This window comes from Ferrimonas sp. YFM, from assembly GCF_030296015.1.
Lineage (GTDB): Bacteria > Pseudomonadota > Gammaproteobacteria > Enterobacterales > Shewanellaceae > Ferrimonas.
Map to the genome: position 1 here is coordinate 2,520,634 of NZ_AP027368.1, position 20,200 is coordinate 2,540,833.

Annotated in this window: 21 protein-coding genes and 2 riboswitches; of the genes, 3 read left to right on the forward strand and 18 right to left on the reverse strand. The window is 60.5% G+C overall.

Annotation, left to right across the window (positions count from 1 at the left end; translation table 11 throughout):
- Positions 1 to 11 precede the first annotated feature (11 nt).
- From QUE41_RS11720 to QUE41_RS11730, 3 genes are all read right to left on the reverse strand, one after another.
- Entirely contained in the window at positions 12 to 317 is a 306-nt protein-coding gene (locus tag QUE41_RS11720) for a hypothetical protein (protein WP_286339228.1), read from the reverse strand.
- A 137-nt stretch (positions 318 to 454) separates the two neighbouring features.
- Positions 455 to 1,405, reverse strand: a complete 951-nt coding sequence (locus QUE41_RS11725) for a phytanoyl-CoA dioxygenase family protein (RefSeq protein WP_286339229.1) — start codon at positions 1,403 to 1,405, stop codon at positions 455 to 457.
- Between the two features lie 121 nt (positions 1,406 to 1,526).
- The gene (locus tag QUE41_RS11730) at positions 1,527 to 2,027 is read right to left on the reverse strand and encodes a CIA30 family protein (RefSeq protein WP_286339230.1); all 501 of its coding nucleotides are present in this window, start codon (positions 2,025 to 2,027) and stop codon (positions 1,527 to 1,529) included.
- A gap of 869 nt (positions 2,028 to 2,896) precedes the next feature.
- On the opposite strand from QUE41_RS11730, the gene QUE41_RS11735 reads away from it, so the two are divergent.
- Positions 2,897 to 3,475 carry a histidine phosphatase family protein gene (locus QUE41_RS11735; protein ID WP_286339231.1) on the forward strand — a complete coding sequence of 193 codons (579 nt, stop codon included), beginning with the start codon at positions 2,897 to 2,899 and terminating at the stop codon, positions 3,473 to 3,475.
- Positions 3,476 to 3,479: 4 nt separating this feature from the next.
- Here the strand turns inward: QUE41_RS11735 and cobA are convergent, their stop codons facing one another.
- The 14 genes from cobA to QUE41_RS11805 form a co-directional block, all read right to left on the reverse strand.
- Positions 3,480 to 4,805: a uroporphyrinogen-III C-methyltransferase gene (cobA, locus tag QUE41_RS11740; protein WP_286339232.1), complete on the reverse strand. Its 1,326-nt coding sequence runs from the start codon at positions 4,803 to 4,805 to the stop codon at positions 3,480 to 3,482.
- Positions 4,798 to 5,580 carry a precorrin-4 C(11)-methyltransferase gene (gene cobM, locus QUE41_RS11745; RefSeq protein ID WP_286339233.1) on the reverse strand — a complete coding sequence of 261 codons (783 nt, stop codon included), beginning with the start codon at positions 5,578 to 5,580 and terminating at the stop codon, positions 4,798 to 4,800. Before cobM ends, cobA begins: the two co-directional genes overlap by 8 nt.
- Positions 5,577 to 6,407, reverse strand: coding sequence for a precorrin-3B C(17)-methyltransferase (gene cobJ, locus QUE41_RS11750; RefSeq protein ID WP_286339234.1), 831 nt, complete (start codon positions 6,405 to 6,407; stop codon positions 5,577 to 5,579). The genes cobM and cobJ overlap by 4 nt, the downstream gene beginning before the upstream one ends.
- A 92-nt stretch (positions 6,408 to 6,499) precedes the next feature.
- Positions 6,500 to 8,029, reverse strand: a complete 1,530-nt coding sequence (locus QUE41_RS11755; RefSeq protein ID WP_286339235.1) for a cobalamin biosynthesis protein — start codon at positions 8,027 to 8,029, stop codon at positions 6,500 to 6,502.
- Entirely contained in the window at positions 8,026 to 8,778 is a 753-nt protein-coding gene (gene cobI, locus QUE41_RS11760; protein WP_286339236.1) for a precorrin-2 C(20)-methyltransferase, read from the reverse strand. Before cobI ends, QUE41_RS11755 begins: the two co-directional genes overlap by 4 nt.
- The gene (cbiE, locus tag QUE41_RS11765; protein WP_286339237.1) at positions 8,775 to 10,031 is read right to left on the reverse strand and encodes a precorrin-6y C5,15-methyltransferase (decarboxylating) subunit CbiE; all 1,257 of its coding nucleotides are present in this window, start codon (positions 10,029 to 10,031) and stop codon (positions 8,775 to 8,777) included. Before cbiE ends, cobI begins: the two co-directional genes overlap by 4 nt.
- On the reverse strand, positions 10,028 to 10,681 hold the full coding sequence (locus tag QUE41_RS11770; protein WP_286339238.1) for a precorrin-8X methylmutase: 654 nt from the start codon (positions 10,679 to 10,681) through the stop codon (positions 10,028 to 10,030). The genes cbiE and QUE41_RS11770 overlap by 4 nt, the downstream gene beginning before the upstream one ends.
- Positions 10,678 to 11,829, reverse strand: coding sequence for a cobalt-precorrin-5B (C(1))-methyltransferase (locus QUE41_RS11775; RefSeq protein ID WP_286339239.1), 1,152 nt, complete (start codon positions 11,827 to 11,829; stop codon positions 10,678 to 10,680). Before QUE41_RS11775 ends, QUE41_RS11770 begins: the two co-directional genes overlap by 4 nt.
- 90 nt (positions 11,830 to 11,919) lie before the next feature.
- A riboswitch (cobalamin riboswitch) is annotated at positions 11,920 to 12,059 on the reverse strand.
- Between the two features lie 99 nt (positions 12,060 to 12,158).
- Complete coding sequence (locus QUE41_RS11780; protein ID WP_286339240.1) at positions 12,159 to 12,929, reverse strand: ABC transporter substrate-binding protein; 771 nt, start codon at positions 12,927 to 12,929, stop codon at positions 12,159 to 12,161.
- Positions 12,898 to 13,650, reverse strand: a complete 753-nt coding sequence (locus QUE41_RS11785) for an ABC transporter ATP-binding protein (RefSeq protein WP_286339241.1) — start codon at positions 13,648 to 13,650, stop codon at positions 12,898 to 12,900. The genes QUE41_RS11780 and QUE41_RS11785 overlap by 32 nt, the downstream gene beginning before the upstream one ends.
- The gene (locus tag QUE41_RS11790; protein WP_286339242.1) at positions 13,643 to 14,593 is read right to left on the reverse strand and encodes a FecCD family ABC transporter permease; all 951 of its coding nucleotides are present in this window, start codon (positions 14,591 to 14,593) and stop codon (positions 13,643 to 13,645) included. Before QUE41_RS11790 ends, QUE41_RS11785 begins: the two co-directional genes overlap by 8 nt.
- On the reverse strand, positions 14,590 to 15,327 hold the full coding sequence (locus tag QUE41_RS11795) for an ABC transporter permease (RefSeq protein WP_286339243.1): 738 nt from the start codon (positions 15,325 to 15,327) through the stop codon (positions 14,590 to 14,592). The genes QUE41_RS11790 and QUE41_RS11795 overlap by 4 nt, the downstream gene beginning before the upstream one ends.
- A complete protein-coding gene (locus QUE41_RS11800) occupies positions 15,320 to 16,189 on the reverse strand; it encodes an ABC transporter ATP-binding protein (RefSeq protein ID WP_286339244.1) in 870 nt (289 codons plus the stop codon). The genes QUE41_RS11795 and QUE41_RS11800 overlap by 8 nt, the downstream gene beginning before the upstream one ends.
- Positions 16,190 to 16,232: 43 nt before the next feature.
- The gene (locus QUE41_RS11805) at positions 16,233 to 17,204 is read right to left on the reverse strand and encodes a sirohydrochlorin cobaltochelatase (RefSeq protein WP_286339245.1); all 972 of its coding nucleotides are present in this window, start codon (positions 17,202 to 17,204) and stop codon (positions 16,233 to 16,235) included.
- A gap of 105 nt (positions 17,205 to 17,309) precedes the next feature.
- Positions 17,310 to 17,512: riboswitch (cobalamin riboswitch) on the reverse strand.
- Positions 17,513 to 17,685: 173 nt separating this feature from the next.
- Between QUE41_RS11805 and QUE41_RS11810 the strand changes: the two genes are divergently transcribed.
- The gene (locus QUE41_RS11810) at positions 17,686 to 18,096 is read left to right on the forward strand and encodes a DsrE family protein (RefSeq protein ID WP_286339246.1); all 411 of its coding nucleotides are present in this window, start codon (positions 17,686 to 17,688) and stop codon (positions 18,094 to 18,096) included.
- Positions 18,097 to 18,132: 36 nt separating this feature from the next.
- On the opposite strand, the gene QUE41_RS11815 is transcribed toward QUE41_RS11810, so the two are convergent.
- The gene (locus QUE41_RS11815) at positions 18,133 to 18,564 is read right to left on the reverse strand and encodes a hypothetical protein (RefSeq protein WP_286339247.1); all 432 of its coding nucleotides are present in this window, start codon (positions 18,562 to 18,564) and stop codon (positions 18,133 to 18,135) included.
- Positions 18,565 to 18,951: 387 nt separating this feature from the next.
- On the opposite strand from QUE41_RS11815, the gene QUE41_RS11820 reads away from it, so the two are divergent.
- The gene (locus QUE41_RS11820; protein ID WP_028111093.1) at positions 18,952 to 20,166 is read left to right on the forward strand and encodes an NnrS family protein; all 1,215 of its coding nucleotides are present in this window, start codon (positions 18,952 to 18,954) and stop codon (positions 20,164 to 20,166) included.
- Positions 20,167 to 20,200: the final 34 nt, after the last annotated feature.

The window sequence follows — 20,200 nt, forward strand, 5'->3', positions numbered from 1 at the left end:
AGCCCCCTTTTTCATCTGACGGATTTCACTTTGAACGAGACATCGAGGGGGTCCCCTCTGAACACCTGGCCAGGTTGGCGAAGGGGTTCCACCTCGAACTCCAGTTCCTGAATACGCTGCCTGAGCAGCTGATTCTCCGCACTGATCTGATTCAGTTTGCGCCGATACTCTTCCAGGTGTTGCCGAATCCCGCTATCCCTGCTGGTTTCGGGCCTGTGTTGCCCTTTGCTACTGAGAGCCAGTGCATTACACAGTATCAGAGCAAACAGGCATCCAATGGCGATGCCGCCAATGAAAGCAACTGCATCCACGCTCATAGACACCTCCTTATACGTCCCTGTTCTGTTTTAAGCGTAGACCAAACCGACGCTATATAAATGTAATAGAGAAATGATAACGTTTAACAACAACTCGGCTTGCCCATATTTTGCCCACAATCTGCGGGCAGATGCTGCTAGGTGACAAGCTGCCTCATCTCGGTTTTGTGCTCTTGTGGCCGCAGATCCGAAGGAACCGGGTACTCGGGATGATAGACATCCCGGCTGGCCCAGACCGCCGGCAATGGCGGCTCCCAGCAGGCCTCTATCTCAGACACCAGTTCCGACAGCGCCTCCTCCTTCCGGGGATATTGCCCCCAGTCGAGCGGCCAGTCGGCTTCATCGGCTCTGGCCAGCACCTGACTCATCCAGCGTCGCCTCAGGTCGGCCCATTGGGAGGACTGGGAACCACTCTCCATCACTGCCTGCCAGGGACGCACCTCCACATAGAGGGTGCGTCGCACCCCTTCAGAACGCTTAGGCTGTGAGCCATGAAGGATCATCATGTCCTGCACCAGGATGTCCCCGGCCCGGGCCGGTTGCTCCACGACGCCTGGGGGCGACCAGCCATAGTGCTCCGACAGGGCTTCAATGGGCTGGGCGCCGTGCTGGGTACCCGGCACGTAGCGCAAACAGCCATCCCCCTGGTCAGCGTCATCCAGATAGAGGCCGATATTGAGATAGGGAAAACGCCTGTCGTGCTGAGCGCCCTGGTGCCAATTGATCACCGGATGGGGGTGCTGATGTTTGTAGAGCAGATCTGCGTGCAGGGGAACCGCTCCCGGGCCACACAACTCTCTGGCCAGTGCCATCATGGCAGGACAGGCCAGAGTCTCAATCAACAGCTCAGAGGCGTGGGCAAGCAGGTTGTCGTATCGCATCAATCTGGGACCCACACGGTCCTCAACGACACAGAAATCCCGGCCATGCAATCCCTGACTGTGCACCTCCAGGGCCTGCTGCTCGAGATGGTCCGCTACCTGGCGCCAACGACGAACCAGGTGGGGGGGAAATGACCCGGGCAGGCGCAGGAAGCCCTGTCTGGAGAACAGACGGCGCTGGTCCGGGGTCAACTGATAGTTTCTCATAGGCCCTCCGTGGCTTGGCTATCAGTGCCTTTCTCTATTTACACTACCGAGTTTGAGAAAAGGAGCAATCCTCTTGCATAAAAAAACATCACAAATAGCTGGGGCTTGTCCGAGCTTGCGCTCAGCTGCTCTGAAGCTGACTCACTGCCGTCAATTGATACAGATTGAGGGCAAAGGGACCACTTTGGCCCTGCCCCATCAGCAACCCAAGCTGCTCGACCCGGCTCTCATCCAGAGGTTCGGCTCCGGCAACGGCGCGACCGCGAAACCTCGGCTCGAACTCGCTCAGGGGCAGTTCAATCACCTCTTCCCTGCCCGGCTGAGTCGCAAAACCGGCTACGTAGAGCACCCCGTCGTATAAGCCATCCATCTTCAGCCTGAGCTGATAGCTGTTGCCGTCTCCCCTGTGCGTCAACCTCAGAGCGCGGCACCCCTCAGGCAATACCAGGGGGCGGCGCATGGAGGCAAAACCTCCGCCATTGTCCAGGGAGACCACGCCTTCAAAACGGCACCCCTGCTCGATGGCCACCATCTGGCTTTGAGACACGCCCCCCATCACGCCATCATTGATGGCGCGCCACCTGCTGGCTTCTTCAGCCTGAGAGAAATCCACAAGTTGCATACTGCCCTCACTGTTTGAGAGTGATCTGGTGTTGAGCCCGCCTCCCCCACCAAAGAGAAAAAGGCGCTCCACAGACACCGCACCAAGGCCTTCAATCCCCGGGTAACCAGTTCTCTCTCTTCAGAATATCCCCTTAGGGGCCATTATTGTAGGCGCATCCGCCGTCCGGGGGACGCCCCGCCTAGTGACGTAATGGGTGGCAGGTAATGAGGAACACAGAGAGTAAAAACCTACTTTGCACGCTTCTTTAAAAGAACTTACAACCAACTCGTCAAAAACCACCAAAACGGCTGAATCGGCAAAATTTAATGTTAACGCCTTGTATGGCATGCCGTCATTGAGCTTAATTTTCAATCGCAAAAGTGTAATTAAGTTACAGGGCGAGCACAGCAGATCAGCACGGCAATCCATCCACAGGCGCATTAGAAATTTGCGATATAAACTTCAGGAATTCTGAACACACAAACTCAACACCGGCGCGGGCTGGAGCGAAGATAAAAAAAGGCAGCGCTGATGAGACGCCGCCTTTTGCAGGGAAATGATAATGAACCTAACACCGTAGAATTGTAGTTAAGTTCACAAATCATCTTACTCATTACAGACTCAATTGGAACTGGCATTTGTCACATATTTTCACTAAATCAGGCTCGATTGTCTGTTTTGCAGCCAGAAAACGCTACCAGTCGATAACAAAACATCTCTCATCACGGATTTGGCGAAAAGTTTGATACGAAACGCATGATTTAAACAGGCAACCATCCACATCTGCGTGAGAGCTGCATCACCAATGGAAAACTACTGTGGAAAGTAACATTGTCATCACACACCAGGGACTGGTGTACTGTCGGGTCTGAAGTTGGAGACCTCTCATGTCCCTTATCTACTGCCGCCACGGCAGAACCCAGTGGAATGAACTGGGCACCTTGCAAGGCACTTTTGACAGCCCGCTTACAGAAACTGGCAAAGACCAGGCTCGTGACAGCGGCCGTCTGGCCGCCCTCCATGCACCCCAGCTGATCTACTGCAGCGAACTCGGCCGTGCCCGGCACAGTGCCGAACTGGCCAACCTCGCCCTCTCTGTGCCTGTGCTGACCTCGCCCCTGCTTAACGAACGCTGCTTTGGCGCCCTGCAAGGGCTGGACAGAACCACTCATCCAAAATGGTGGCAGGCTTACACCCACAGGGAGCAACAGGACTGCATGGCCATACCCGGCTCCGAAGCCGCATCCGAGGTAGCTTATCGAATCAGTGCGTTCTGGACTGAGATGCGCCAGATGCACGGCGATACGCGCATTCTGGTGGTGGGTCACGGTGAGTGGCTTAAGATTGCCCTGAGCCTGGCATGGGGCATCCCCCCTTGGAGCGGCGTGCCTCCTTTGCCGGATAATGGCCAGGTGTGGCGATTGGAGGAGATGCGCGGACTGATGCCACAGCAGCAGTCCGCGTAAGAATCTAGGCTGCCACGCGGCTGGCCTCTGGTGCCGCATCGTTGACCCTGAAGCCAAGGCGCTGCGCCTCAGAACGCACCCGTTCACAACCGCTGAACACCAGGGCATCGGGGCTCAAGAGATCATGCTCCACCAGATAGTGGAACGCCTTCTCCTCCTCAGCGGTAACCATGGAAGCCTGAACCAAGGGGTAAACAGGCTCAATCACGCGGACCTGACGCAGGCACAAGCCTTCAGAGGCATACTTGGTGATGCTCAAAGCCTCTGAAACGGGCTCTTCCGCCTGATTGATGAACAGCCCCTGTTGCGCCATCCAATGACAGGCCTGCTCAGTGCCCGACAGCCGCCAATGCCAATGACGGCAGTCCAACTGCTGCTCCAGACAAAGGCGGTACAGGCTCTGAGCCGCTTCCCGGCTGTCCAGCCACAGTTCCTTGGCTGCCAGCAACTTGTGCCAACCTGGCTCATCCAGTGCAACGCTCTGTTCAATCTGAGGCGCCTGAACCACTACTGCGCCCTGCTGGCGCATGGACTCCAACAGAGCAGAGTCCCCACCGCAATCGAGCACCTGAACCCCGCTGAGAGGCAGTTTGCCTCGCCAGTCCAGCTCTTCAGACAAGGACACCACCTGCCCCATCACCACCAACATGGGATCCCCATTATCAAAGTCGGCAATGCGCTCACCTATCTGCTTCAGTTCTGCGGTGATCATTCGCTGCTTATGACTGGTGGCGGCTGCGATCACCGCCACCGGCGTGCCTGGGTCCCTGCCTCTCTCTATCAGTTCCCTGGCATGCTGAGCCAGTTTTTTCGCCCCCATGTAGAGCACCAGGGTGCCTGAGCTCTGGCCCATCGCCGCCCAGTTGCTGATGGTGGTGGATGCCCTGTGGCCGCTGGCAAAGGTCACATCAGATGCCATGCCATTGCTGGTCAGCGGAAAACCGGCGTAGGCCGCCGCCCCCAATGCCGAGCTGATGCCGGGCACCACCTCATAGTCGATGCCATGATGCTGCAAACAGCGACACTCTTCGGTGGCGCGGCCGAAGATGAAGGGATCGCCGGCCTTCAGGCGCAGCACACTGCGCCCGGCCAGTGCCTGCTCCACCACTTCGGGGTGCATACCATACTCGATGCTGGTGCCGCAGTAGCCCCGGTACCCCACGGGGATCATGGTGGTGCCCGCAGGCACCAGTGAGAGCACCGCCGCATCAATAAGCAGGTCATAGCAGACCACGTCACACAGATGCATCAGTTCATGGGCGCGGCGGGTCAACAGGCCAGGGTCACCTGGGCCGGCTCCCGCCAGATAGACCTTTCCCGGCTTAGTCATGACTGACCTCCGCGTCGGTGATCCGCGCCCGGCGAAAGCCATGGGTAAACTCGGCGGCGTAGAGGCGCGAGTCCCGAAACTCTGTGGTATCCAGCACCTTTGAGACGATGATCATCGCCGTCGCGCGGATCCCGGCACCTTCGACCTGCTCCACTATGGTGTCCAGGGTGCCACGCAGAATACGCTGCTCGGGGTGGGAGGCTTTCTCCACCACCGCCACCGGCCAGCTTCCCGGATAGACCTCCTTGAGCTCCCTGGCCACCTTGCGGATCAGGCTGGCAGAGAGGAACAGGCACAGGGTGGCTTCATGCTCGGCCAGAGACTTGAGGTTTTCCTTCTCCGGCACCGGGGTGCGACCGGATGCCCGGCTGAGGATGATGGTCTGGCACTGCTCAGGCAGGGTCAGCTCCTGACCCAGCGCCGCCGCCGACGCCTGGAATGAGCTCACTCCAGGCACCACCTTCCAGTCGATGTTCAGCTTGTCCAGCCTGCGGGTGGTCTCTGCCAGGGAGCTGTAGATGGAGAGATCCCCGGTCTGGACCCGGGCCACATCCTGACCCTTCTCTTGGGCATCGACGCACACCTGGATGATCTCATCCAAGTCCATGTTTTCGGAGCTGAGCACCAGGGCATCTTCCCGGGCACGGGCTACCACCTCTTTGGGCACCAGAGATCCGGTGTAGAGCACCACGGGGCAGGACTCCACCAGGCGGGCACCCTTGACGGTAATAAGATCCGGATCGCCTGGGCCGGCGCCAATGAAAAATACGGTCATGCTGATACCTCCAATTGAGTTTCGTCCAGGGAGCGTCCCCGCTTCTGGCCCGCCTTCACGGAGCCATCGTTCAAGTCGTACTTCTTGCTGTACCCGCGAGGGGTGATGATGAGATCGGCAAATCGGTAGCTCTGACTGTTGCCCACCACCACGGCGGCGGTCATGCCGAACTCCAGATCGGTAAAGCTGTCCAGGGTGGAGAGCTGCACCGATTGCTCCGGTCGATAGGCGTTGTCCACGACGGCGACCGGCGTATCCCCGCTACGGTGCTTGAGCAGGATCTGCTGCGCTTCGATAATTTGTTGGGTACGGCGGCGGGATCTGGGGTTGTAGAAGGTGATGGCAAAGTCCGCCATGGCCGCCCCCTCGATGCGCTGACGAATCAGGCTCCAGGGGGTCAGCAGGTCCGACAGAGAGATGGTGCAGGCATCATGGCCCAAAGGCACCCCAACCAGGGACGCACAGGAGTTGGCTGCGGTGACGCCTGGGATCATCTGTACCGGCAGATCGTCGTTGCCGCGCCAACCCTTCTCTGCCAGTAATTCATACACCAGAGGCCCCATGGCGTAGATCCCCGCATCACCACTGGAGATGATGGCCACCCGTCTGCCGGACAAGGCTGCCTCGACGGCGAGGGAGGCTCTGTCCACTTCCCGGGTCATGCCACTGGCACTGGTTTCCTGACATCCCAGCAGGGGACGAATCATATCCAGGTAGGGCTTGTAGCCTACGACCAGGTCGGCTTCTTTGATGGCCAGAGACGCCATGGGGGTTAACAGCTCCAGAGAGCCGGGGCCGATGCCCACAATACTCAGGTGACCACTCATGGTGGTGCCTCCTCAAATCAGGTTTATTTCTCTGTGTGGACCGCTGCCAATCAGCAGACCACTGTTCAATGGGTTTGCCGGTACCCGGGGCATCACGGGCAGGGCTCCATGGTGGCCAGGCTCTGGGCAGGCACCACCTCAGCCAGGGCCCGCCCCTCACTAAGGGCCTGGAACACTCTTTGCCACTGCTCTTTGGAGAACCCTTCCAGGGATTGCAGCCACTGGCTGTGATTCACATCCACACCTCTGGCGTAGATCACCGCCGTGGCCCGCTGGCGACAGGCTCCGGCGCAATGGCTTCGGGTCACCTTGATGCGGTTTTGGCCCTTGGAGAGGTTCATCTCCTTGAGGATCTGCCGCAGCTGATGGGCCAAACCATCGGCACCGGACTGCTGGCAACGGCCGCCCTCGCACACCACCAGGTGATGGCGGTAATGGCGCACGGGTTTCGGCGCCCCACCTGTGGCCAGGCCTTTGTGACTGGCGCGAGTGCGCGAAGGCCCGGAGACAAAGTTCTTCATTGCCCTGCGAGCCAGGGGCTCCTCAAAGGGGATGACACAGGCGGCCAGGGTCAGGTTGTACCCCTGCCCCTGGTATTTGAATTTGGGCACCAGCAACTTGTCAGCGCCACTGCTGTGCAGACAGGCGGCCTCGGCAACGGACGACACTCCGATGCAGCGCAGGACGGTATCCGATGGGTTTTCAACGCCCTTGACGTCTCTGAGGGTGTCGGCGCCGAAACATTCAAAGGGCAGTTCAAGGTTTTGGGCCGCACCCAGGATCCCCACTTCATCGGCCTTAAGGTCGATGGAGGCGAAACGCGCTAGCGATTGCGGGTGCAGGTTGTGGGCCTGCAAAAATGCCTCGATGCCCTGCTCTATCACCGCCTGGGGGGTGTTGCGATCGCAACCGATGCCGAGCACCAGATCCCTGGGGCGCCACAGCGCCACCGGCAGGGTCAGCTTGGGCAATGTGCGGCTGCGGCTGATCACCACCGCCGCGTCCATGGCTTCCACCGGCGGCAACTCGGCTGATTCGCTGACCTTGAGGTGCTCGGGCATGGGCTCCTGCCCCTGCCACCAGGCTTTCTCTCCCCCCTGCTGCCAGATTAGGGTGGGACGATGGTTGACCACGGCGCTGGCCACCCGAGTCAGGTCGTCTTCGCAGTCAGGGTCGAGGTGCCAGCCGAAGGGCTCACCCAGGGTGTCGACTGAGATAAGCCCTGAGCTGTCGGAGGCCGTGGTAAGGGTGGCGGTGGCGCCTAACAGCGCGGCGACCCGTATCGCCATCTGGTTGGCACCCCCTCGGTGACCACTGAGCACAGGGATGGCAAAGTGGGCATTTTCATCGATGCACACCACACCGGGGTCCTGCCGTTTGTCCTGAAGCAGCGGGGCCAACATGCGGGTGGCGATGCCGGCACTGAACAGGAACAGGTGATGGTCGTAGGAGCCAAACTGCTGCTTTAGGTGTTCCGCCAGAGGCAGGCTGAGCGCCTGCTCGCCGCCCCAGTCACCCTGCCTGTCCAGCACAAACAAACGCGCACCGGGCAACTGAGCAATCAGCTTTTGCCCCAGCTCTGCGCCTTTGCGGGTGATGGCATGGATGGCAATTCGGCTCATTGCTGGCCCCGACGCAGGATGCCCTTACGGCCGCGAATGGAGAGCTGAACCATGGCGAAGTAGCGATGCTCCTCGGGCACCTCTCGCAGATCCCGGTACACCTGCTGATTCTCGCCAGTGGCGTGGGAGACATAGGTGGCGCAGTGCAGCAGCCCCATGGGCTCCAGCATCTCAATCAGCGGCTTGACCATACGCCCGGCCTTGATGAGGATGATGGTGTCGAACTCCTCAATCAGCTTGGGCAGCATCTCGATGCCGTAGGTCGCCGGCACCACGCAGAATCGCTCCTCGCCATCGGCCAGAGGGATGGTGGTGGCCGCAGGCACCGCGGTGATGGAGCTTACCGCAGGCACCACTTCCACCTGCAGGTCGGGCAGGCGCTCTGCCAGCTCCTCCTGAAGGTAGGCCCAGGTGCTGAATACCGACGGGTCCCCCTCGGTGATGAAGCCCACGTCCAGCCCCGCCTGCAGTCGACTGACCAGAGCCTCGGCGGCCGCCTCCCAGGCGGGGACGGTGATGGAGACATCTCGAGTCATGGGAAACCACAGATAGAGCGCTTCACCGCGCATGCTCTCGGCATCCAGCTCCTGCTGGGCAATGGCCCAGGCAAAGGAGTCTGCCTGGCCTTTGTTCTTTTCAGGAATGGCGATCACATCCAGCGACTGCATCAGGCGCAGGCTGCGCAGAGTCATCAGATCGCCGGCGCCTGGGCCAACACCAATGGCGTAGAGTTTTCCCGTTTTGTTCATTGGCCTTTGGCCCTCTTTTCAATGGTAAACAGATGAATGGGGTTATCCCCCTGGTATCGGGTGTAGTGCGCCAGGCTCTGACCGTGGGCGGCAGAGAGCATCAACACCTGGGCATCGACGCCGGCGTCACGGCACAGTTGGTGCAGCTCGCTGAGGCTCTCTAGGGTGACCGCGCTGAACACCAGCCGGCCTCCGGGTTTGAGTCTGGCCAGGGCCAACTCGAAGATGGCCTTCATCTCTCCGCGGCTGCCGCCACAGAACACGGCGTCGGGGTCGGGCAGTTGCTCCAGAGCCTGGGGCGCCCGCCCCTTGATTAAGGTGAGGTTGTCCACCCTGTGGGCAAAGCGGTTTGCCTCCAGGGTGGGATAACATTGGTCATTGCACTCCACCGCGTACACCTGACCCTGCCAGGCCTGCTTGGCGGCTTCGATGCCGATGGAGCCGGAACCGGCGCCCAGGTCCCACACCACGGAATCCGGTTGAACCCTGAGGTTGGCCACCGCCACCGCCCGAACCGGCGCCTTGGTGATCAGCCCCCTGTCTGGGGTGCGCTTGGCGTAGGCGTCATCCGGACAGTGACCGGGATACCCGCCCCAGCGCAGAGCGTCTGTGCGCTCCAGCATCATCAGATTCAGAGGCTGAACAGGCTCGGCCTTCCCCTGGGTCAGTTCCTCGACACTGAAGCTGCGCACCCGCTCGTTGACCCCGCCCAGGGCTTCGCACAGGTGAACCCGCCAGTGGGTTTCCCCGAACTCCAGCAGGTGTTGAGCCACGCTCTTGGGGTTGTGCTCGGCATCGGTGAGCAGGACGAAACGCCCGCCCTGCTGAAGCCTGGCCACCAAACCGGCCAGGGGTCGGCCATGCACCGACAGCAGGCCGGTCTCCTGACTGGCCCAGCCAAGTCGGGCACAGGCCAGTTGCATAGCACTGAGGCTGGGAATAATCTCCAACTCCGGAGGCTGCTCCAGGCCATCGAGGAAGGTTTTGATGCGGCTGCCGATGCCGAAGAACATGGGATCGCCTGAGGCCAGCACACAAACATCCCTCTGCTGGGCCGACTCGGAGATGGCCTGCAGGTAGCCCTCAATGGGGGTAGTCAGTTTCAGCCGCTCTCCCTGAAACTGGGGAAAGAAGGCCAGATGGCGGCTGGCACCGGCCAGCACCTCGGTTTCGGCCACCGCATTGATGGCGCGGCTGGTCAGGCTAAGGCAGCCATCATCGCCGACGCCAATGACCCGGATGCGCCCTTTCACTGTGCCGCCTCCACCATCAGGGCATGCAGGGTGGACACCACCAGGGGGCTGCCCCCTTTACGGCCCACAGAGGCGATGTAAGGCACCCCGCTCTGAGCCACCAGGGCATCTTTGGATTCGTCGGCACGGACAAAGCCCACGGGAATGCCGATGATCAGGGCGGGTTTGGCCTCGCCGGCCTCGACCATGCGAAGCACTTCAAACAGTGCAGTGGGGGCATTGCCCACGCCGACGATGGCGCCATCGAGCAGTCCCTGGTCCCGGGCAAAACGCATGGATTCGATGGCTCTGGTGATCCCCTGCTCCCTGGCCCGTTCGATCACCTGGGGATGGCTGATGAAGCACTGACAGGTGACGCCAAAGCGCTCGCTGCGCACCGGGCTGACACCGGCGGTGATCATGGTGACGTCGGAGATGATGTTGCAGCCACGGCGCAGGGCCTGGACTCCGGCCTCCACCGCGTCCTGGGAAAACTGGAACAACTCTTTAAACTCAAAGTCTCCAGTGGTGTGAATGGCGCGCCGCACCACATTCCACTGACCAGGGGTGAAGGGGTGACCCCCCATGTGTGCCACCTCCTGATCGATGATGGCGAAAGAGTCAGACTCGATTTGCCGCCCCTGGGCGGTCAGTTGTTGCATGGCACTCATTGAGGCTCTCCATGGCGGGCGCAGGCCAGGGTGGAACCGTCGAAGTCCACCAGGCGAACACTCACCGAAAAGGCGTTGTGGGAATAATCGGCGCAGTGGCGGGCGGCCTCGGCGCAGAGGGATTGCAGATAGGATTGGGGTAACACCCCACGAACCAGATCCAGGATGTGGCGGCCGGTATTGGCCTGACGAATCTGGTCAATGACCGCCTTGTCCTGACAGTGGTCTGCGGCCAGGCTGGCCATGAGGTCAAAATCGATGGGGCGGCCACTGACATGGGTCATCATGGTGCCGGAGACCAGCTTGCACAGCTTGCCGATCATGGTCACCAGCTCCAGCCGCCGAACCCCGTAGCGGGTGCTGGCGCGCAGGCCCACTCCGGTAAAATCCCCCACCTGAATAAAGGCGGTGTCGGTGAGATCCGGATGGTGCGACATGGCCGCCTTTTCGGTGCGACTGCCTGTGGTCAACACCACCTGCGACAATCCCTGGGCGCGGGCCACCTGGATACTCTGGCGAACCGATGCGGCATAGGCGGAGGTGGAGTAGGGATTGACCGTGCCTCTTGTACCCAGAATGGACAGGCCACCGATGAGTCCCAGGCGACGGCCTATGGTTTGCTCCGCCAGGGCCTCCCCGCCGGGGATGCTGACGGACACCCGGGCTCCGGACAGCCCGGATTGCTGAAGCAGAGGCAGCAGGTGCTCACGCATCATCTTGCGGGGCACCGGGTTGATGGCCGGCTCCCCCACCGCCAACTCCAGTCCAGGCAGGGTCACAATGGCCACTCCCTCCCCCGCTTCGAAGCGGATGCCAGGCTGATCTTCCAGTTGCACGGTGGCGGTGATGGCCGCCCCGTGGGTGCAGTCGGGATCGTCCCCCGCATCCTTGATCACCGCACAGCATGCGCGGCCCGGTTCAAGACATTGGGGAATGACGTCGAAACTGGCCTGCTCGCCAATGGGCAGCTGGATGGTGACCCGCTCAGGTGCAGAGGATTCGCCACCACACAACCACTGCAGGGCAGCCAGGGACGCGGCGGTTGCGCAGGCGCCTGTTGTGTAGCCCCGTCTGAGCTCACCCCGGTGGCGGCTCTTGCGGATTCGGGTGACCCCGGCGGCGGATGGCGATTGTTGTGTATTGGTCACTTGAAGCGTTCCACTAGAATCTTTGGAAGCTCAACGACAGGGGGCGGGTGCAATGATCTCTCACTACTGCCGGGTAGGCCCGCCTGGCGTTTAGCGTCAAGGTTCGAGGTGGGTATTCTGGCTTTCAGCGATGCTGACTACAGTTGCGGGTACAGCCCGGAATTTCGATCCGGTTCCCCCTGCCCGGCTCCGATTTTGGAGACGGGCCGCCCTCTTGCGGGCCCCTTGAACTGTGCCCAGTCTAGAGAGCCCGTCTGTCAGAAACACTGTGGAAAGTTGAAGTGATTTTTGCCCGTGAAGCTGATCAGCCTGGGCGAACCGAATTCTGTCTACAAATTGGGCTTCAGCGAAGACTCCTCGTCCAAAAACAGGCGGTTAAGCTCCAGGGCCAGGTCAAAGGAGTGGCCATTGGCCCGGGAGAAAGCGAGCTGATCCACCACGACCTCTTTCGCCTTGAGTCTGGCGTAGTGGGGCCGGCTCAAAGGCTTTGAGGGACTGCGGTTCATCGGGCCCACCTGATAGAGGTAGAGATCCGGGCGATTCATCAGCACCGCTTCCGGACTGAACTTGATCAGTTTGCGACTGGAGGGGGCCAACAACTCTCCCCCGGCGGCCTTGATGATGTCGGCGACAATGTTGCCCCGACCTGCAATGGTCAGGGGCATCTCGGTAACCTCAAAGATCACTCCAGGGGCCCTGGGCACAGGCCGCAGTTGCGCTCGCAAGGCGCTGAGCTCGGCAACAAGCCGGGCAGCCCTGGGCTGACACTCCAGGGCCTGACCCAGCTCCGTCACCCCACTGAGTACCCCGTCCAGGGTCACCGGGTTATAGATCAGGATTTTCGCCCCCACCAGGCTCTGCATCTCTGAGCTGAAAAAGCGCTCCGAGCCCAGCACAATCAGGTCCGGATTGAGGCTGCGCACCAGCTCCAGGTTGGGCTTGATGTGACTGCCCACTTTAAGGGCATGGGGAAAATCCTCGTTGGACCGGGTGACGCCCACCACCTTGTGGGCCTGCCCCAGCCGCTGAAACAGATCCCCCGCCGCCGGTGCCAGCAGCACCACCCGCTCATGGGCCTGGGCGGTGGCGGCGAAAAGCAAAAGCGCGAGAATCCACAGACACCGATACATCGTACACCTCTGATAATATTTCCGGAGTCACCCCTGCTCGGGGTACGTCAAACAGCAACTGCCCCTGCTTGAAAAACAGGAAGCGGTCAAAATGGTCATAAGCCAGATTGATGTCGTGCACCGCAGTCACCACGGTGGCATCCAGGCTGGCCAGATGGGCAAAGATTTCCAGGGTATGGCGCACATCCAGGCTGGCGCTGGGCTCATCAAGAAAGATCACCGGCGTCTGCTGGTTCAGCACGCGGGCCAGCATCACCCGCCTCTGCTCACCACCGGACAGCTCTCCGTAGCTGCGATGGCGATACCTCAGCATGTCCACCCGCTCCAGGTTGCTGAGGCTGAGTGCCCGGTCCTCCTGGCTGTAGCCCTGGGGCCCCAGGTGGGCAAAACGCCCCATCAGGGCCACCTCCTCCACGGTAAAGGGGAAGGAGACCTCGGAGAACTGGGCCAGCAGGGAGAAGGTCTGAGCGCGCTCGCCGAAAGGGATCGCTGCCAGCTCGCGGCCGCCATAGGCGATACTGCCCGCCCGGGGCTGGGTCAGGCCAGTCATCAGGGACAACAGGGTGCTTTTGCCGCAGCCGTTCTCGCCCATCAGGGCCACCTTCTCTCCCGGTGCAATCACCAGGTGGTCGAGCTCCAGCTGGAAACCGGAGCGGTGAAACGACAGTTGAGTCAGTAGGATCTCAGCCATGCCACAGTGCCTCGCGACGGGTTTGAAGCAGATAGAAGAAGAATCCGCCGCCTAAGATGGCGGTGATGATCCCCACCGGCAGCTCGGCGCCACCGGGGATCACCGTGCGAGACAGGGCGTCGGAGGCCACCAGCAGGCCACTGCCCATCACCGCCGAATAGAACAGGTTGAGTTTCATGTCACTGCCGAACAGACTGCGGGCCACATGGGGCACAATCAGCCCGACGAAGCCGATGATGCCGGAGAAGCTCACCGCCACCGACACCATCAGGGTAGAGAGGACAAAGGCCCAACTGCGCAGCTGCTTGACGTTGACGCCCAGACTCTGAGCCGACGCCTCATCCAGGCTGAGCAGGTTCAGCGCCTGGGCCCGGCGGCTGAGGAAGAGATAGACCCCGGCCAGCAGAGCGGCACACAACACCAGCCTGTCCCAGCTCACCAGGAAGATCCCTCCCATCAGCCAGTAGACAATGGCATTGAGGGAGTCCTCGAAGTAGTACTTGGAGAAGCTGATGATGGCGGAGGCGACAATGTTCATCACCACCCCGGCCAGGATCATGGTGATGGGATTGATGCGCCCCCGGGTCTGGGACAGGCGATACACCAGGCCAAGGCCGCCCAGTCCGGTGGCAAAGGCGCACAAAGCGACCCAGTGGCCCGGCACGCCCAGGGCGATGGCCAGCACCGCCCCCAGTGCCGAGGAGGACGCCGCGCCGGTGGTGAAGCTGTCCGCCAGGGGGTTTTTCAGAGTCAACTGATAGACACTGCCGGAGAGCCCCAGCATGGCTCCGATGAGAGCGGCAAACAGCACCCTGGGCAAACGCAGCTCGGTCACTATGCCTCTGCCCACCTCATCCAGTTCCAGGGGGTTCAGCCACTGGGGACCGGCCAGGGTCGCCCCGCCGCAGGCCAGCAGCAGTAACACCAGGCTGAGGGTCCTCAAGGCTCCATCCTCTTCAGGGTGTGCAGCGCCACCGCCGCCAACGCCAGGTTGAGTCCCGCCAGAATCCCCATGGACAGCAGGTCGAGGCTTTGCCCCAGCAGGGCGTGGCGCAGCAGATCGGCGCTGTAGGTCAGGGGCGAGAGTGTCGCGACCCACTGAATCAGCAGTGGCATCTGCTCAACAGGAAAGAAGGTGCCGGAGAGGAACATCATTGGGGTGATGACAAAGGCGTTCATCGACGCCTGGTCCCTGTGGTTTTTCATCTTCAGTGCCACGATAAAACCGATCTGGGCAAACGCTGCCAGGTGCAGCAGCAGAGAAAACCAGAATCCCAGGCCAAAACTCAGCTGAATGCCACACAGCACCGCATAGACCATGATGATCGCCACCGGGATCATCCCCCGGGTAACGCCGTAGAGCATCTCCGCCACCAGCACCTGCCAGCGCTGAACCGGCGCCAACAGAAACTCCTCGAAAATCTTCAGATAGAAGCGGCTGATGTTGATCTCCGTGGCAATGTTGTAGCTCTGGTTCATGCTGGCCATGGCCAGCAATCCGGGCAGCAGGAAACTCAGGTAGTCGGTTCCCTGAACTACTGAGTCCTTGCCCACACCAAAGCCGAAGGCCATCAGGTAGAGGAAGGGGGGCACCGCCGCCGCCAGCACCACCCGGGGCAACTTGCGGGAGAGCACGCGTACCTCCCGATAATAGATTCCAACAATGCCATCAACCATGGGTCACCAACCGAGTGCCCGTCATCTGTAAAAACGCATCCTCCAGGGTGGTGGGGCGCACGCTGCCGGACTCCTCTATCTCTCCCAGGCGGGACAAGGCCAGCTCGCGGCTGTCGAAGAACTCCACCCGGTTGCCCTCCCCCACACGCTCGAGGGCAAAGGGCCCCAAGGCCCGAGTCAGGCTGGTGACATCGCCGTCGGCGATGACCCTGCCCTTATCGATAAACAGCACCCGGGAAGCCAGTCGCTCCGCCTCCTCCAGGTAGTGGGTTGTCAGCAAAATTGTGCACTCCTGATCCCGGTTGATGCGGCTGAGAAACTGCCACATGCTGCGGCGACTGTGGGGATCCAGTCCCACACTGGGCTCATCCAGAAACAGGATTTTCGGCTTGTGCATCAGGGCACGGGCGATCACCAGCCGCCGCTTCATCCCGCCGGAGAGCTTGTCGGCGGTCACCTCTCTTTGCTCCATCAGTTCGGCAAAGGCCAGGCTGCGATCGACGGCGGATTTCAACTGCTGGCCCCGCATGCCATACAGCAGCCCATGCACCTTAAGGTTCTCGGCGCAGCTAAGCTCGCGGTCCAGGTTGTTGTGCTGAGGCACCACCCCAATCAGGCGCTTCAGAGCCAGTCGATCGCTGCTGTAGGGCTCCCCCATGTAGCGAATCTCGCCACAGTCCGGTTGCAACAACCCGGTGAGCATCTTAATCAGCGTGGTCTTTCCCGCACCGTTGGGGCCCAACAGAGCACAAAACTCGCCAGAAACGAGTGAGAAGCTGACATCGTTCACGGCCCTGCGCTTACCAAAGGTGCGCGTCAGTTGGGCCCCCTCCAGCACCGGGCTGGGTTCAAAGGTCATCATGGCTCTCCAAAATGCCGGGCTGACCCTCAGCCCGGCGAAGGGATCAGTTCAATACAATGCCCGCTGCATCTGCAGCGTCGGCCAGGTGTGTCAGGTAGCGCTGGCGCACTTGTGGGGTTTCGCCCAGCCCCTTGAGCACCGGCGTCACCTCGATGCCCGCGCCCAGGAGCTGAACCTTCCATGAGTCCTCTTCGTCGCCGGCCATGTCATTGGTGGCGTGGTCTCCTGCCACCACCATCATCGGCTTGAGCACCACCTTGGTGACGCCATCCTCGCTCAAGCGGGACTTGAGGCGGTCGAAATCGGGGTGTCCCTCCACCAGGCCCACATAAGTGCTGACCTGGGGATACTGCTGGTTCATCAGCTCCTCAAGTTCGTAGTAGAGACCGGTGGACAGGTGGTCATTGCCGTGGCCCATGTAGACCAGTGCCGCGCCCTGCTCTTTCGCCATCGCCACGTCTGCCGAGAGCGACTCGGCCAACTTGGCCAGATCCTCCCGATATTCGAATGCCGGACCCCAGCTGCCCATCAAGGGACGGCCTACGGCGATCCTGTTGAACGGCTTCCATCTGGCCTTAACGGTGTCGATGCCGGCCAGGGCATCGGTGTAGGCCAACAGGTCGGTGAACTCCTCCCCATGGGTCAGCAGGGTGGTCTGTACCACAATGTCGCGATAGCCCTGGTCCTGTAGGTCCGCCAGGGTGCCCAGTACGTTCTTCACCGAATAGAGGGATTCCGGGACCTCAGGGTGAGCCGCCCGGTACTGGGCATCATCACGGCGGGCCTGCCAGCGCTTACGAATGATGTTGGAGGTAAAGGCAAAATGCACCGGAGTGTCCGGGTAAGCCGCCTGCACATCCTGCTGAATCTGCAGAAGTGAACTGAGCGCGGAATCATAGGTGGTGCCGAAAGCCGCCAGGACAATGGCGCTGGAGTGATCCGATTCATTGAGAGGCGCCGCAGAGAGGTTGGCGCTAAGAAGAGCAGCGGCGGCCGCAATCTTAAGGGGTTTCATGGAGGTGAATTTCCTTTCGTGCCCAAGGGCACTGTGGACGGCCAATGTCCTGAACTGTTGCTGGCGCCAGAGACTGGCTGCTCCAGGGGTAGGCCCGCCCCGGGATCCAGCACGACAGCAAGGGCAGGTCTCCTGGCTTACGACTCGCGCTCCGCTGCCCTTCCCGGCCTGGGCCAGTGGCGTTTCAGCGGTGCGTTACCTGTTGGTAGGGCCGATTACAGTTGCGGGTACAGCCCGGATCTCTCATCCGGTTCCCTTCGCGGCCAGTTGGCAGCGGCACGTATGGCTCCCTTGCTGGGGCCATTGTAGAAACTGGCTTTGAGGGAAACACTGTGGAAAGTTGAAGTGATTTTGGCGAGTACTTCAGGGCGTGATCCAGGTCCGCTTCGGTTTTTGCCGCTCCTCCTTGCCGCGGATCCGGACACTATCTAGAGTTAAATGTGACCTTCCATCTGCCCCGATTGCGGGGGGAGGAAACACCATGACCATCATCCGCACCAGTCTGCTCATGCTGCTGCTTCCCATGGCAGCCCTAGCCCAGCCAACCAAGGTTGTCTTCCATATCGATGATCCCACCCAGGGACGCTTCGCCCTCTACATGGCCCAGGATCATCTTCGCCTCAATCCGGAGATGAAGATCACTCTGGTCGCCTATGCCGGCGGCGTAGACTTCCTGCTCAAGGGGGAAGCGGACAGGGATGACAAGGCTTACGCTCCCAGAGTGGAGGCTCTGATGGAGAAAGGGGTGCAGTTCCGTTTCTGCGCCTCCACGTTGCGATTCAGGGAACTCAGCAAAGACCAGGTATTGGCCGGTGTTGAGTTTGTCCCTTCGGGCACATTGGAGATAATCCGGCTGCAATCGGAAGAGGGCTACGTTTATATCAAGCCCTAGATAGGAAAGGGGAGCTCAATGCTCCCCTGGTTTCCACTACAGACAGATCAGCGCGTGCTGACGGATCGCCTTTTCAAGATCCGGGAAATCGTTGATCTGCTCTGACACCACAAACAGCGGCTGCTGCCTGGCGTCCTCCACCACCATCACCTGAGAGGTGCGGTCGTAGTAGGCGTCATCCACCTCCTGCCACAGGTGACGGATGAAGTTGCCGTCGGCACTGGTGAGGGTGAAGCCTACCGGGTCCACCTGAATCTCGGTATTGAGGTAGGGGATGAGTCGCAAGATCTGATAAGTCATGCGAAAACAGCACAGCCCCAGGGCGGCACAAAACAGAATCAGCGACCAGTGGGGGGTGTCCACCCAGGTCGGAAACATCAGCGTGAGAATGCCGGCGATGGCCACCAGCGGCAGTTCGATGTGAACCCGTTGTTTTACCTCATCGGGGTGAGTAAATACATGAGTCATAGTTCCGCTTCCCTAACTGAGGCGCCATGGCTGCCGCCTTTCCTACTCCCTAAGCCTATAACATGGCCCCATTTCGGTCACTTTTCCACCAAATATCACCCCCTTATACAAATACAGTATGAATTTAGATCGCCGAACTATTGCCTGATGCCGCATAACTGGCCTGTATTTGTTCAGTCAACGGCCGGGAGAGTGGAGGTATTTACCCCTTAAGTAATAGGCACTTGGTGAACCAGTTCACACTTTGCCCTAGCCCTTAAGACAGCTCTTGAGCATTCCCGAGTATTTCACTAAAGTATAACTGTCATTTTGAATGCATCTTTAGAGTTTGAGTTAGGCCTTCTCTTAACAGTGCCCAAAGTGACACCCAATTTTGCAGGTGACCCTATGCTCAATATCGATGATCCCAACTTCAAAGATCCGACCCCGGCGCTGTTCCGGCTCGGCTTCCGTCCCATGTTCCTCGCCGGCGCCGCCGCTGCCGCGTTGCTGATCCCCTTGTGGTTGCTGGTCTGGTACCTGCCAGGGCAATCGCCGATTCTGAGCCCTAGCTTCTTTACCCCGGTGATCCCCATCTGGTGGCACCCTCATGAGATGCTGTTCGGGTTCGCCATGGCCATCGTCGCCGGGTTCCTGCTGACCGCCACCCAGAACTGGACCAATCAGCCTGGCCTCAAGGGTTGGCCCCTGGCCCTGGTGTTCTTGCTGTGGCTAGTGGCACGGGTCAGCCTGATGCTGCCTACCGCCATTCCCCTGTGGTTGCCCGCCGTGGCCGACGCCGGCTTCCTGCTGATCACCGCCGCCAAGATTGGCCACTCCATCATCAAGGTCCATCAGTGGCGCAACCTGGGTTTCCCTCTGCTGCTGCTGTTGGCCACCGGTGCCAACCTCTACAGCTACTACGCCCTCTACCAGAGAGACATGGTGCTCTCCACCACCCTGTGGCAGGCGATGATCTGGTGGATGGCACTGATGATCACCTTCGTGGGCGGTCGGGTGGTGCCGTTTTTCACCGCCATCCGCATCAAGAGGGGCAAACCCTCTCCCCTGCCCTATCTGGACTGGCCTCTGTTTATCGCCCTGGCGGTGCTGGCCGTCAACTCGGTCACCCATACCCTGAGCGGCGTGGCCCTGCAGGCTCTGCTGGTGGCCGCAGGTGCTCTGCAACTGGTACGTCAGGCCCGTTGGTTCCCCCACAAAACCCTGAAAGAGCCCATGTTGTGGTCGCTGCACCTGAGCTACCTGTGCATCGCCCTGGCCCTGCTGGGGATGGCCCTGTTCCTGGATAACCCCCATGTGGAGCGTCAAATGCTGCATCTGGTGGGGGTGGGCGCCATCGGCGGCATGTGTCTGTCGATGATCTCGCGGGTCTCCCTGGGTCATACCGGCCGCAACATCTATGAAGGCCCGGCCATGGCACCTGGATTTATGATGATCCTGGCCGCGGCCCTGATTCGCGCCTTTGGTCCCATCCTCTGGCCGGAGAACACCGTCGTCTGGCACTGGCTGGCCGCCAGCCTGTGGACCGCCGCTTTCGGCTTGTTCCTGTGGCACTATACCGGCATGCTGAGCAAGCCCAGGCTGGACGGACGCCCCGGATAAGCGAAGTGGGTGCAGGCGAGGCCTGCACCCTCGA

Excerpts from the sequence above, each read along its gene's own strand:
- QUE41_RS11720 (WP_286339228.1), bottom strand. The coding sequence starts at position 317 with ATGAGCGTGGATGCAGTTGCTTTCATTGGCGGCATCGCCATTGGATGC.
- QUE41_RS11725 (WP_286339229.1), bottom strand. The coding sequence starts at position 1,405 with ATGAGAAACTATCAGTTGACCCCGGACCAGCGCCGTCTGTTCTCCAGA.
- QUE41_RS11730 (WP_286339230.1), bottom strand. The coding sequence starts at position 2,027 with ATGCAACTTGTGGATTTCTCTCAGGCTGAAGAAGCCAGCAGGTGGCGC.
- QUE41_RS11735 (WP_286339231.1), top strand. The coding sequence starts at position 2,897 with ATGTCCCTTATCTACTGCCGCCACGGCAGAACCCAGTGGAATGAACTG.
- cobA (WP_286339232.1), bottom strand. The coding sequence starts at position 4,805 with ATGACTAAGCCGGGAAAGGTCTATCTGGCGGGAGCCGGCCCAGGTGAC.
- cobM (WP_286339233.1), bottom strand. The coding sequence starts at position 5,580 with ATGACCGTATTTTTCATTGGCGCCGGCCCAGGCGATCCGGATCTTATT.
- cobJ (WP_286339234.1), bottom strand. The coding sequence starts at position 6,407 with ATGAGTGGTCACCTGAGTATTGTGGGCATCGGCCCCGGCTCTCTGGAG.
- QUE41_RS11755 (WP_286339235.1), bottom strand. The coding sequence starts at position 8,029 with ATGAGCCGAATTGCCATCCATGCCATCACCCGCAAAGGCGCAGAGCTG.
- cobI (WP_286339236.1), bottom strand. The coding sequence starts at position 8,778 with ATGAACAAAACGGGAAAACTCTACGCCATTGGTGTTGGCCCAGGCGCC.
- QUE41_RS11770 (WP_286339238.1), bottom strand. The coding sequence starts at position 10,681 with ATGAGTGCCATGCAACAACTGACCGCCCAGGGGCGGCAAATCGAGTCT.
- QUE41_RS11785 (WP_286339241.1), bottom strand. The coding sequence starts at position 13,650 with ATGGCTGAGATCCTACTGACTCAACTGTCGTTTCACCGCTCCGGTTTC.
- QUE41_RS11795 (WP_286339243.1), bottom strand. The coding sequence starts at position 15,327 with ATGGTTGATGGCATTGTTGGAATCTATTATCGGGAGGTACGCGTGCTC.
- QUE41_RS11800 (WP_286339244.1), bottom strand. The coding sequence starts at position 16,189 with ATGATGACCTTTGAACCCAGCCCGGTGCTGGAGGGGGCCCAACTGACG.
- QUE41_RS11805 (WP_286339245.1), bottom strand. The coding sequence starts at position 17,204 with ATGAAACCCCTTAAGATTGCGGCCGCCGCTGCTCTTCTTAGCGCCAAC.
- QUE41_RS11810 (WP_286339246.1), top strand. The coding sequence starts at position 17,686 with ATGACCATCATCCGCACCAGTCTGCTCATGCTGCTGCTTCCCATGGCA.
- QUE41_RS11815 (WP_286339247.1), bottom strand. The coding sequence starts at position 18,564 with ATGACTCATGTATTTACTCACCCCGATGAGGTAAAACAACGGGTTCAC.
- QUE41_RS11820 (WP_028111093.1), top strand. The coding sequence starts at position 18,952 with ATGCTCAATATCGATGATCCCAACTTCAAAGATCCGACCCCGGCGCTG.